This window comes from Staphylococcus sp. TCBT05, from assembly GCF_055179755.1.
The window spans coordinates 89,785-103,045 of the sequence record NZ_JBUQDQ010000025.1 but is presented as its reverse complement, the minus strand read 5'-3'; the positions used below and the strand labels follow the sequence as shown (position 1 = coordinate 103,045).

Below are 13,261 nucleotides of genomic sequence, written 5' to 3'. Positions count from 1 at the left end.
TACCCAATCTCTAGATTATAATAATTATTATTTACTAATGATAATAGATTTGTTATACTAAAAAAAATGATATATGGAGGCTATTACTTATGTTAAACAAAGAATTGTTAGACGCATTAAATGAACAAATGAACCATGAATTTTACGCAGCCCATGCATACATGGCAATGGCAGCATACTGTGACAATGGTTCATATGAAGGTTTTGCTAACTTTTATATCCAACAAGCTAAAGAAGAAAGATTTCATGGTCAAAAAATTTATGATTACATTAATGACCGTGGTGAAAAAGCAGTGTTCTCTGCTATTTCAGCACCAAAATCTGATTTCAAAAATATTTTAGAAACATTTGAAGATGGACTTGCACAAGAACAAGATGTTACACGTCGTTTCTATAATTTATCAGAATTAGCAAATAAAGATAAAGATTATGCAACAATTTCATTTTTAAATTGGTTCCTAGATGAACAAGTTGAAGAAGAATCAATGTTTGAAACACACATCGATTACTTGAAACGTATCGGTGATGATAGCAATACACTTTATTTATACGAAAAAGAACTTGCAGCACGTACATTTAATGAAGAATAAGGTTCATAATTCAGTCTATATTTTTTAAACTTAAGTTCAATCGTTCCATAACGGCTCACCCATTCACATTTAAGAATGGGTTTTTTATATTTTATCACTGCTATTAATTATGCAAGTTGTGCCATGAATATTACTATATAGTGTATAATAATATTACTAACAATATGGATATTATTTATAATTGAAGCTAGTAATTTAAACGATATATTTTTACTTTGAAAGGAACTTGCACAATGAAAGACGACGCATTTATTGCCTTGGACTTTGAAACTGCAAATGGTAAACGCACAAGCATTTGTTCAGTTGGTATGGTTAAAGTAGTCAATCATCAAATCACTGAAACATTTTACACATTAGTAAATCCGAATGACTATTTTTCTCAACAAAACATAGCAGTACACGGTATTCAACCAGATGATGTTCAAAATGCACCTGACTTTGCATTTGTCTATCCACATATGTTGGATTTTATTGGTAATTTACCTGTTGTTGCGCATAATGCTGCGTTTGATATGAATGTATTGCATGAAAGTATAAAGGCAATAGGTCAACAAACACCTAGTATGAGATACTTTTGTTCATTGCAATTATCCAGAAGAACAATCAATCACCATCGCTATGGACTAAATTATATGATGCAATATTACAATTTAGATTTCCATGGTCATCATGATGCATTAAATGATGCGAAAGCATGCGCTATGATAACATTCAGATTATTACAACACTATGAAAATTTAGATAGCATGTTAAAAATTTATGGAAAAGATTTAACTAATAAAGATTAGTTTATTAATATGCAGAACAGGCACGAAGCAAAAATTTGCTTCGTGCCTGTTTATATTTACATTAATGTAATTTAAATATAGTCATAAATAGTCATATTTTCGTATGTTGAGCGTTCTAAATTACCTACAGTTACACCAACTAATCGAATTGGTACTTCAGGGTCCTTCAACTCAGCATACAGGCTATAAGCGATATTATAGATATCTGTTTCATTTCTAACAGGTGACCTTAAACTTTTTTGCTTTGATAAGGCTTCAAATTTATATGTTTTTATTTTTACGGTTACTGTTTTACCTGACTTTTGAATTTTAGCTAATCTATCTGCAGTTTTATTACTTAGTTCCCATATTTTTTGTAATATCGCGTCATCGTCGTTCATATCAGTTGAAAAGGTTCTCTCAGTACCTACAGATTTACGAATTCTTGTTGGTTTTACAGGATTATGATCGACTCCACGCGCTTTATTATATAAACCATGACCTCGTTTACCAAATAACCTTATCAGTTCATACTCACTTTGATTATATAAATCTTGTCCATTAAATATATGGTGTTCATGCATTTTTTCTTTTGATGCTTTACCTACCCCTGGAAAATCACCAATATCTAAATTCATCAATATTTCATGAACATTATTATAATCAATTACTGTTAAACCATTGGGCTTATTCATACCACTGGCTAATTTAGCGAGAAATTTATTGTATGATACGCCAGCTGAAGCTGTTAACTTTGTTTCCTCAAAAATATCTCTTCTTATATATTGAGCAATACTTGATGCTGGAAGATCAGGTCTCACCAAATGGGTTATATCTAAATACGCCTCATCTAAAGATAATGGTTCAACAATATCTGTATAACTTTTAAATATTTTCATAATTTTATCAGAAGCTGCTTTATATGCTTCAAATCTTGGAGAAACATAATAGCCATTCGGACATAGTTTATGCGCTTGAGCTGTAGGCATTGCAGAATGAACACCATATTGACGTGCTTCATAAGATGCTGTAGATACCACGCCCCGACTACTCGCTTTACCTCCTACAATAACTGGTTTCCCTTTTAACTTTGGATTATCACGCATTTCAACTTGCGCGAAGAAATAATCCATATCAACATGAATAATGCGTCTTTCTGCCAATACCATACACCTCCTTTTCATTTATGTCATAAAATTTCATCATGGATATTACCTTCTAGTACATTTATTATACTAGCAATTTAGTTTCAGTTGTAGCCATTTGTCTATTCTAATGAGTTATTAGAACTTTAAAATATTTACAATTCATGACATAGTTAAAGCCAATGGTTTCAATAATAACTTGAAATCATTGGCTCTATAATCGAACTAACATAATATACAATTGCAATTGCCTAATTTAGCTTATTCTAGCTCAGTGCGGTATGTAGTCTTATCTTCTGTATAAAACAATATACCCTCTTCAGTATCTTCAATAAGTTTGACTTTACTATTTAATGCCCCAGTCACAAAATAAATATCAAGTACACAATATCCCACATGTATACTAGCAATAAACAATATTGATGAGTAAGCATAAAATGAAAATACAATAAATAATAATGCTGTGATAACGACTAAAGGTGCTAACATTATAATGATATATTGCCATCTTTTAAAATATACCTTTGGCATATGTGTCGACAACAAGCCCAGTTTAAATTTATATGTGGGCTTCTCACCTTTAGAGAACAATTTAAAACATACGATATGAATCAGTTCATGTAAGAAATAAATCACCGTAAACCCTAGAATCCCAAATATCATGTTAAAGACGATGTTTTGCTCAATAATATGCGTTAATGAATATGCCAACTTATAGCAAAATAAAATTGAAATCATTACCACTGTGAGTTGGAACAATATAAATCTTTCCAATGCTTTTTTATTAGCAAGCAAATCAATTTTAAACATTAGCTAACCTCCCAATCGTTACCTATTACCTAGAGTATACAATGGTTATTCCCACGTTTAAAGTACATTTCACGAAAGTTAGTTGCCTGTAATTGAAATTTAACAAACATCCGTTTCCTGCAATATTTCGAAATATTATAGTTCTATGTTAGTTGGTCTATTCCCTTTATTACCTTTTACTAACAAATATTATATTCTATCAAATTGCGCCACTGTTTCCACATGTGTTGTATGTGGGAACATATCGACAGGTGTAATTTGTGTTAACTCGTACTGAGTTGCTAAATGTTGTGCATCTCTTTGTTGCGTTGAAGGATTACAAGATATATAGACAATTCTTCTTGGATTTAATTCTAATAATGTATCTAAAAAACTTTCATCGCAACCTTTGCGTGGGGGATCAACCATAACTACATCAGGCTTGATTCCTTGTGCTTTCCATTTTAAAATAACTTCTTCTGCTTTACCACAGACAAAAGTAGTATTTTCAAACTGGTTTATAGTCGCATTTTTTTTAGCATCCTCAATAGCTTCAGGTACAACTTCAACACCATATACATGCTTTGCTTTTGGTGCCATGTAAAGACCAATTGTACCTATACCACAATATGTGTCTAACACTGTTTCCTCGCCTTGTAAATCTGCATATTCAATCGCACGTTGATATAATTTTTCAGTTTGAGTAGAGTTAATTTGGTAAAATGATTGATCGCTAATCTTAAAGGTAATATCTGATAAAGTATCTTCAATTTGATCTACACCATAAAGTGTATGTGAAACGTCACCCATGATGACATTAGAATGGGTATTGTTAATATTATGCTTTACACTTTTTATATTTGGAAATGTTTCAATTAATTTTTGAGTCATAATGTCACTTTGTTTGAATTTCTTACCATTTGTAACAAATATAACCATCAAATCTCCAGTATAATGACCTGTTCTGATAACAACATGACGCATAAGTCCAGCTTTTTTGCGCTCATCATAAATACTCACATTTAGTTCATTGCACCATTGCTTCACATGATTCATTACATCTTGATGTTTTGTATCTTGTATTAAACATTCATCCATATCTATGATTTGATGACTTCTTTGACGATAAAAACCCATGATTGCATCATTATTTTCATTTTTACCTACAGGAATTTGAGATTTGTTTCGATAGCGCCATGGCGTCTCCATTCCTATTGTGTCATGGATAATAGTATTTTCGAAGTTGGCCTTACGGTGAAACAAATTAATTACTTGCTCTTTTTTCATTGCTAACTGTGCTTGATATGACAAGTGTTGCAACTGACAACCACCACACTTGTAATAATAAACACAGGGTGGTTCAACCCTTTGATTGCTTTGTACTTTAATATCTAATAACTTACCAATTGCAAAGTTCTTTTTTACCTTAATCACTTTATATTCAATTGTTTCATCAATTAATGCATTCGGTATAAAAATAGGATAGCGATCTAATTTAACAACACCATGCCCTTCATGTGTCAAATCAATCACTTTACCTTCTCGCACTTCATTTTTTTGTAATGTACTCATTATTTCACCCCACATGAAAAGAGGTTAGGATACTTGATGTTTACCTAACCTCGTCGCTTAACTCTCTTTTAAATTTTTTCGACTATTTATTTTAACTTAAAGTGAATACACACTTCAAGCTTAATTTACGTTATTATTGTTCTACTAATTCTTGATTATGAACATCACTCGGTGTATAAACTTCAATGTGTTGCTTTAAATTCAAGAAATTACCTGGTAATTTACCGCCATATTCGCCATCGACATTTAACTGCATATCAACGAATGATGACACACTGACTGATTTTGCTTTTTTATAATGCACTTTTGGATGTTTGGTGTGCTCGCCTCTTGAAGCTAACGTCATAATATGCCCTAATTCTGCTAAATTAGCCTTCTCAACGATAATCAATGTAAAATGTCCGTCGTCTAGCTTGGCATCTGGTACTAACTTTTCAAATCCTGCCATCGAATTTGTTAAACCTAATAAGAATAACAAGGCTTCACCTTGGAACACTTCATCATCATATTCTATACGTAAATCGACAGCCTTCATTTGTGGTAACATTTCGAAACCTTTGATATAGTATGCAAAAGGTCCTACAATCGACTTCAATTTACTTGGTGTCTCATATGAAACTTGTGTGAGTTGACCGCCAGCCGCCAAGTTTATAAAGTATCTACTATTCATCTTACCAATATCAACTTTGGTACTGTGACCTTCTATAATAACATCGATTGCACTCATGATGTCATTAGGCAGATGTAAAGCACGTCCAAAATCATTCACAGTCCCCATTGGAATAATACCTAATTGAGGTCTGTTAGGCTGTTCAGCGATACCATTGATTACTTCATTAAGGGTACCATCACCACCAGCTGCAATCAGTACATCGTAGTTATGTTCTAAACATCTTGCTGCTTCTGCAGTCGCATCGCCAACCTTTTCAGTCGCATATGCACTCGTCTCAAATCCAGCTTTTTCTAATTTTATTAACACATCTGGTAACGTACGTTTAAATAATTCCTTACCTGACGTTGGATTATAAATGATTCTAGCTCGTTTTCTCATATTTTATCCCTCAACTTCATTTACTCATACTCTATATTAAATGATTTATGAAATGGATAAAAGCATTTAGACCAAATTAACTGAATATATTATGCAAATAGACAAAATTGACTTCCACATAAACTGTATCATTGACTGAAAATCAATAGATAGTCATTATGTTTAAAAATATAAGATAACCTTTTTTTCTATAAAATAACAAGTAGGGCTAATCCAATTTTTTGGATTAGCCCTACTTGTATAAGCTATGTGCAATGATGACCCCAAGCTATTATATTAATTACTCAATTATCTCTTTTCTAATTCTTGCTTTAATAATTGGTTAACTAATTGTGGGTTTGCTTGACCTTTAGAGGCTTTCATAATTTGACCGACTAAGAAGCCCATCGCCTTACCTTTACCATTTTTAAAGTCTTCAACAGATTGTGGATTATTATCTAAAGCTTCGTTAACAAATTTCAATAATGTAGCCTCATCAGAAATTTGAACTAGTCCTTTATCTTCCATAATTTGTTTAGCATCTCCACCATTTTCAGCTAATTCTGGGAATACTTTTTTAGCAATTTTACTACTCATTGTGCCATCTTCAATTAACTTAATCATACCAGCTAAATTTTCTGGTGTTAATTTTGTATCTAACAGCTCAACTTGGTTTTTATTTAGATATTCATTTACGCCACCCATTAACCAGTTTGATGTTAATTTTACATCGGCACCTGCTTCTACTGCACCTTCAAAGAAATCTGACATTTCTTTAGTTAATGTTAAGACATGTGCATCGTAAGCTGGCAGACCAAATTGATTAACATATTTTTCTTTTCTTTCATCTGGCAATTCAGGAATAGTTTGACGTACGCGCTCTTTCCATTCTTCATCTACATAAAGTGGAACAATATCAGGTTCTGGGAAGTAACGATAATCATCAGAACCTTCTTTCACACGCATTAGAATTGTTTTACCAGTTGATTCATCAAATCTACGTGTTTCTTGAAGAATTTCTCCGCCATTTAATAATTCTTCTTCTTGACGTTTTTCTTCATATTCAAGACCTTTACGTACGTAAGTAAATGAGTTAAGGTTTTTCAACTCTGCTTTAGTACCAAATTCCTCTTGACCATATGGTCGTAAAGAAATGTTAGCATCACAACGTAATGATCCCTCTTCCATTTTACAATCAGATACGCCAGTGTATTGAATAATTGAGCGTAATTTTTCTAAATAAGCATATGCTTCTTGTGGAGAACGGATGTCAGGTTCAGACACAATCTCGATTAATGGTGTACCTTGACGGTTTAAGTCAACTAATGAATAACCATCTTTGTGCGTTGATTTACCAGCATCTTCTTCCATATGAAGACGTGTAATACCGATTCGTTTTGTTTTTCCGTCTACTTCAATATCAATATAACCATTTTCACCAATTGGTTGGTCAAATTGAGAAATTTGATATGCTTTCGGATTATCTGGGTAGAAATAGTTTTTACGATCGAATTTAGATTCTGTAGCAATATCCATATTTAATGCCATTGAAGCTCTCATCGCCCAGTCTACTGCACGTCTATTTACTACTGGTAAGACACCTGGGTAAGCAAGATCAATTACGTTCGTATTAGAGTTTGGATTTGCACCAAAGTGCGCTGGTGATGGAGAGAACATCTTAGATTCTGTTTTAAGTTCAACATGGACCTCTAGTCCAATAACTGTTTCAAAATGCATGGTTTCCACTCCTTATAAATTTTCGTATTCATTATGAAGATTGAATTTTGTTTCATATTGGTAAGCAACACGATATAACGTCTTCTCATCGAACGGTTTACCGATAAATTGTAAGCCAATTGGACGACCGTTAGATTTACCACAAGGAACAGAAATACCTGGTAAACCAGCCAAGTTAACTGGTGTCGTTAATAGATCATTTGCATACATTGTTAATGGATCATCAATTTCCTCACCTAGATTAAAGGCTGGAGTTGGTGTAGTTGGACCAACAACAACGTCATATTCTTTGAATACACGATCAAAATCATTTTTGATAAGTGTTCTTACTTTTTGTGATTTTTTATAAAATGCGTCATAGTATCCTGAACTTAAAGCAAATGTTCCTAAGTAAATACGACGCTTAACTTCAGCACCAAAGCCTTCGCTTCGAGACATTTTGTATAATTCTTCTAATGAGTTTGCTTCAGGTGAGTGATAACCATATCTAATACCATCAAAACGTGATAAGTTTGATGATGCTTCAGAAGATGCAATAACATAATATGATGGAATACCATATTTAGTATTAGGTAGTGATACTTCTTCTACGGTAGCTCCTAATTCAGTTAAAGTTTCAACTGCTTGTTGTACAGATGCTTTAACTTCTTCAGAAACACCTTCCCCTAAATATTCTTTAGGTAATGCAATTTTTAATCCTTTAATGTCTTTACCGATATCTGAAGTAAAATCAGCATCTTCAACTGGTGCACTTGTTGAATCATGTTCGTCTAATCCAGTAATTGCTTCAAGTACTAATGCGTTATCTTTAACAGTACGAGTCAATGGTCCAATTTGGTCTAAAGATGAAGCGAATGCAACTAATCCAAAGCGAGACACACGACCGTATGTTGGTTTCAATCCTACAATTCCGCAATATGCTGCTGGTTGACGAATAGAACCACCTGTATCAGATCCTAAAGTAAATGGTACTAAACCGGCTGCAACCGCTGCAGCAGAACCACCTGATGATCCACCAGGAACAGCAGTATGGTCAAATGGATTCACTGTCTTCTTATAATATGAAGTCTCTGTTGAACCACCCATTGCGAACTCATCCATATTGACTTTACCGATTAGTATCGCTTGCTCATTATGTAGTTTATTCATTACAGTTGATTCATAAATCGGTACGAATCCTTCTAACATTTTACTTGCACACGTTGTTTCCACGCCTTCTGTAATAATGTTATCTTTAATTCCCATTGGGATACCAAATAGTTTCCCTTCCATTTGATCTTTCGCTTGTAATTCATCTAATTCTTGTGCTTTTTTAATAGCATTTTCTTTATCTAAAGCAAGAAACGATTTAATTGTAGGATCTGTTTCTTCTATTGCATCGTATATATCACTAACGATTTGTGACGGTTTAACTTCTTTATTTTTAATTAATTTAATTAAATTTTCTACAGACTCATAACGAATGGTCATCTTACGCGTCCTCCTCATTCATGATAGATGGTACTTTAAATTGACCATCTTCAGTGTCTTTTGCATTTTTCAATGCAAGCTCTTGAGGAATACCCTCGATTGCTTTATCTTCACGTAATACATTTTGTAAATCTAAAACGTGATATGTTGGTTCGATATCACTTGTATCTGCAGTATCAATTTGGTTGGCAAAATTTAAGATACTTTCTAATGTATCTTGCATTTCAGTTGTTTCTTCTTCAGTAATTTGAAGTCTAGCTAAGTTTGCAATATGCTCAACTTCTTCACGTGTAACTTTAGCCATTAAATTAAAAGCCTCCTTTTTACTCATTCATTACAAAATTGTACCAAAATTTCGCTTAAAAATCTAAGTTTTTCACTATTATCAGTAAATTAGTCTATAAATCTTTATCTTTCCTTGTGATTTTAATCAACAATATAATTTTAAGCAACTTGACTCTTTTATAATTTTATTAAAGTTGGCATGTACTTTTTGCATATTAAACCACCCTTTTTTATACATGGGATATAATTGCACTATTATATTGTAAGCGCTTAATTTACTGTGATAAAAAGATTTTTATAAAATTTATTTGAATTCCCACTATTCTAACAATTAAATTCAATGTATAATAATTCATGTAACACAATTATATACTTATAGACAAAGGGGGATGTTCATCATGATGATTTTAGGTTCTTCATTAGCCAGTCAAGTACATGCAACTTGGCAAACATATATCATGATCGTAGTTTATTTCCTCATTTTACTTGTGATTGGTTATTATGGTTATAAACAGTCAACTGGTAACTTGAGTGAATTTATGCTCGGAGGTAGAAGCATAGGGCCCTATGTAACAGCTTTATCTGCTGGTGCCTCTGATATGAGTGGTTGGATGATAATGGGATTACCTGGTTCGGTATACAGTACCGGTCTATCAGCAATGTGGATCACTATTGGTCTTTCACTAGGTGCATACATAAATTACTTTGTAGTAGCACCAAGACTACGTGTTTATACAGAAATAGCTGGGGATGCTATCACATTACCTGATTTCTTCAAGAATAGATTAGACGATCGTAAAAATTATATTAAAATTATTTCTGGCTTAATTATCGTCGTCTTCTTTACTTTATATACTCATTCAGGTTTTGTTTCTGGTGGTAAATTATTCGAGAGCGCATTTGGCTTAAATTATCACTTTGGTTTAATTTTAGTCGCTGCAATCGTTATTTTTTATACATTCTTTGGAGGTTATATGGCAGTATCCATCACTGACTTCTTCCAAGGTGTAATCATGTTAATTGCTATGGTTATGGTACCTATCGTTGCTTTGATTGAATTAAGTGGCTTAGATACATTTAGACAAGTTGCCGAAATGAAACCAACGAATTTAAATTTATTTAAAGGGACAACAGTGTTAGGAATTATTTCACTATTAGCATGGGGATTAGGTTACTTTGGACAACCACATATCATTGTGCGTTTTATGTCTATTAAAACACATAAAATGTTACCAAAAGCGCGTCGCCTTGGTATTAGCTGGATGGTGGTTGGTTTACTTGGTGCCGTAGCAGTTGGACTTACAGGTATTGCTTTCATTTCTGAACGCAACATTAAAATGGAAGACCCTGAAACTCTATTTATTATTATGAGTCAAATCTTATTCCATCCATTAGTTGGTGGTTTCTTGCTTGCAGCAATTTTAGCAGCAATTATGAGCACCATTTCTTCACAATTGCTCGTTACATCTAGTTCTTTAACTGAGGACTTTTACAAATTAATTCGTGGAGAAGAAAAAGCAAAGACACATGAAAAAGAATTTGTAATGGTCGGTCGTTTATCTGTATTACTTGTGGCGATAGTAGCAATTTGGATTGCTTGGTCACCAAACGATACGATCTTAAACTTAGTTGGTAATGCTTGGGCAGGTTTCGGTGCAGCATTTAGTCCACTTGTCATCTTCTCACTTTATTGGAAAGGTTTATCAAGAGCTGGTGCTTTAAGTGGTATGATTGTTGGTGCAATCGTTGTTATCATTTGGATTGCGTGGATTAAACCACTCGCTGAAATTAATGAAATTTTTGGTATGTATGAAATTATCCCAGGATTCTTAGCTAGTGTCATCGTAACTTATGTCGTTAGTAAAATGACTAAGAAGCCAGGAGACTTTGTAGATCATGATATCGCAGAAGTGAAACGTATATTGAAAGATTAATAAAAAGTTTTAACAAATCACATAACGTCTGAGATATTAAAATATTAGATACATGAAAAGGCAATTTCTATTGAAATAATATAGGAATTGCCTTTTTTTAAAGTATTTTAATCTACCCTCAGATCTGGCAATGACGTATTTTGGCGAGACTCCTGAGGGAACAGGACAAGCGGAAGACTACAGGCTGAAGCTGTCCCCTAGGAAAGCGAGCCAACAATACGAAATATGAATAATAAACCAACAGCTGAAGTATTATTTATTTAATGATTGATATAGCAACACAAGCGCAAGACAAATTGAATTCAAGCATTTAAATGAATGCTAATTTAAAAGTCACAAATGTTTCTACGTATTTTGGCGAGACTCCTGAGGGAACAGGACGAGCGGAAGACTATAGGCTGAAGCTGTCCCCTAGGAAAGCGAGCCAACAATACGAAATATGAATAATAAACCAACAGCTGAAGTATTATTTATTTAATGATTGATATAGCAACATAAACAAGACAAATTGAATTCAAGCATTTAAATGAATGCTAATTTAAAAGTCACAAATGTTTTCTACGTATTTTGGCGAGACTCCTGAGGGAACAGGACAAGCGGAAGACTATAGGCTGAAGCTGTCCCCTAGGAAAGCGAGCCCACAATACGTAATATATAAAAATAAAGCACTCAGATAAATTTAATTCATTCATCTGAGTGCTTTATTTGGAATTTAAATTTCATAATTTTTAATTATTGTTTTTATAAATATGAACTTGTGGCTCTTTATCATCTTTTGTTTTGCTGATTAATGCTTTTGAATCATTTCCATCCTTAATGTGAATCTCATATTCATCAATATTATCGAAATATTTTTCAGCTTGTTCCGTAACATATTGTGTGATTCCAATTGTTTCTGCTTTACCATAGAAATCTATCGGAATATCAACAGACAATTGCTTCGCTTTTTTATTATCAAATTTAGCCGTCCCAACAGCTTGAGAGAAGTTATTGAAATAACTTTGCAAATTATCATTAAATTGTTTGAAATTCGTGTTTAAATTTTCATCTAAATCAGCTGCTTCATTTGAAGGTAGTAACACTGTTTTTTGTTTAATATCTTTCCATTCATTGATACGTGTTTTTCCTTCTTCTACTGTCGTACCACTGATAAATTCACCTGGTACAATAGAGTTTTCACCAGATTGCTTATAAATAGCAAAGTGGATAGGAATATCCTTAAGTTCTTTATTTTCTCTCAATCTTGATAGAATTTCACTAGCCATTTGTTGACCTTGCTTTTTGATTTCTTTATCGTCTAATTTTTTACTAAATGTTTCGCCATCTTTTTCCTTTTGATAGTAATATGTACCATTCATCGCTAATCCAATAGTCATACCCTTTATTTTCTTACCTTTTGTATCTCCACTCGCATAGAAATCTTGTTCCAAAATATTAGAAAGATATGCCGGTGATTTTTTGGCAATTTTTTCAGGATCACTTTCACCTTTATGTGAAGGATTTAAACCTAAATTTTCATTCGCTTTCTTTTCTTTGCGCTCATCTTCGTCCATCTTATCTACTTCACTCTTAGTATATTTGGGTTGTAGATAAGCATTAATTGTATCCTTATCAAAGTACTGACCATCTTGATAGATATAGTCATCAGTTGGGAATACTTCTTTACTTAATTCCAATAAGCCATCTTCAAAGTCTTCACCATTATAACTATTTGCCATATTATCTTGTAATACACCACGAGCTTGACTTTCTTTAAACGGCAGAATGGTTCTATAGTTATTACCTTGGACATTTTTATCAGTTGCAATTTCTTTTACAGAGCCTGATTCTTGTTGATCATTTGTTGCTTGTTGTTTTTTGTTGTTGCCATTGTCATCATTACCACATGCAGACAACACAAAAATCGCCGAGATGATTAATATAAGCGTTCTTTTCATGCCAG

Annotated in this window: 11 protein-coding genes; 3 read left to right on the top strand and 8 right to left on the bottom strand. The window is 33.1% G+C overall.

Annotated elements, in window-relative coordinates; genetic code table 11:
• Positions 1 to 89 precede the first annotated feature (89 nt).
• Entirely contained in the window at positions 90 to 590 is a 501-nt protein-coding gene (gene ftnA, locus ACY191_RS06565; protein WP_042739183.1) for an H-type ferritin FtnA, read from the top strand.
• A gap of 233 nt (positions 591 to 823) precedes the next feature.
• On the top strand, positions 824 to 1,378 hold the full coding sequence (locus ACY191_RS06560) for a 3'-5' exonuclease (protein ID WP_229366877.1): 555 nt from the start codon (positions 824 to 826) through the stop codon (positions 1,376 to 1,378).
• Positions 1,379 to 1,449: 71 nt separating this feature from the next.
• Here ACY191_RS06560 and dinB read toward each other — a convergent pair whose 3' ends face one another.
• From dinB to gatC, 7 genes are all read right to left on the bottom strand, one after another.
• A complete protein-coding gene (gene dinB, locus ACY191_RS06555; protein ID WP_042739185.1) occupies positions 1,450 to 2,520 on the bottom strand; it encodes a DNA polymerase IV in 1,071 nt (356 codons plus the stop codon).
• A gap of 243 nt (positions 2,521 to 2,763) precedes the next feature.
• Complete coding sequence (locus tag ACY191_RS06550) at positions 2,764 to 3,312, bottom strand: DUF3267 domain-containing protein (RefSeq protein ID WP_042739186.1); 549 nt, start codon at positions 3,310 to 3,312, stop codon at positions 2,764 to 2,766.
• A gap of 189 nt (positions 3,313 to 3,501) precedes the next feature.
• Positions 3,502 to 4,863 (bottom strand): 23S rRNA (uracil(1939)-C(5))-methyltransferase RlmD, encoded by a 1,362-nt coding sequence (rlmD, locus tag ACY191_RS06545; RefSeq protein ID WP_042739187.1) that lies wholly within the window; start codon positions 4,861 to 4,863, stop codon positions 3,502 to 3,504.
• A 133-nt stretch (positions 4,864 to 4,996) separates the two neighbouring features.
• Positions 4,997 to 5,914, bottom strand: a complete 918-nt coding sequence (locus ACY191_RS06540) for a diacylglycerol kinase (protein WP_042739188.1) — start codon at positions 5,912 to 5,914, stop codon at positions 4,997 to 4,999.
• Between the two features lie 288 nt (positions 5,915 to 6,202).
• Positions 6,203 to 7,630: an Asp-tRNA(Asn)/Glu-tRNA(Gln) amidotransferase subunit GatB gene (gene gatB / locus ACY191_RS06535; protein ID WP_107513078.1), complete on the bottom strand. Its 1,428-nt coding sequence runs from the start codon at positions 7,628 to 7,630 to the stop codon at positions 6,203 to 6,205.
• Positions 7,631 to 7,642: 12 nt separating this feature from the next.
• A complete protein-coding gene (gene gatA, locus ACY191_RS06530) occupies positions 7,643 to 9,100 on the bottom strand; it encodes an Asp-tRNA(Asn)/Glu-tRNA(Gln) amidotransferase subunit GatA (RefSeq protein WP_042739190.1) in 1,458 nt (485 codons plus the stop codon).
• 1 nt (position 9,101) lies between these two features.
• Entirely contained in the window at positions 9,102 to 9,404 is a 303-nt protein-coding gene (gene gatC / locus ACY191_RS06525) for an Asp-tRNA(Asn)/Glu-tRNA(Gln) amidotransferase subunit GatC (protein WP_042739191.1), read from the bottom strand.
• 379 nt (positions 9,405 to 9,783) lie between these two features.
• Here gatC and putP point away from each other — a divergent pair, with 379 nt between their 5' ends.
• Complete coding sequence (gene putP, locus ACY191_RS06520) at positions 9,784 to 11,319, top strand: sodium/proline symporter PutP (protein WP_042739192.1); 1,536 nt, start codon at positions 9,784 to 9,786, stop codon at positions 11,317 to 11,319.
• Between the two features lie 728 nt (positions 11,320 to 12,047).
• On the opposite strand, the gene ACY191_RS06515 is transcribed toward putP, so the two are convergent.
• Positions 12,048 to 13,256 carry a CamS family sex pheromone protein gene (locus ACY191_RS06515; protein WP_042739193.1) on the bottom strand — a complete coding sequence of 403 codons (1,209 nt, stop codon included), beginning with the start codon at positions 13,254 to 13,256 and terminating at the stop codon, positions 12,048 to 12,050.
• Positions 13,257 to 13,261: the final 5 nt, after the last annotated feature.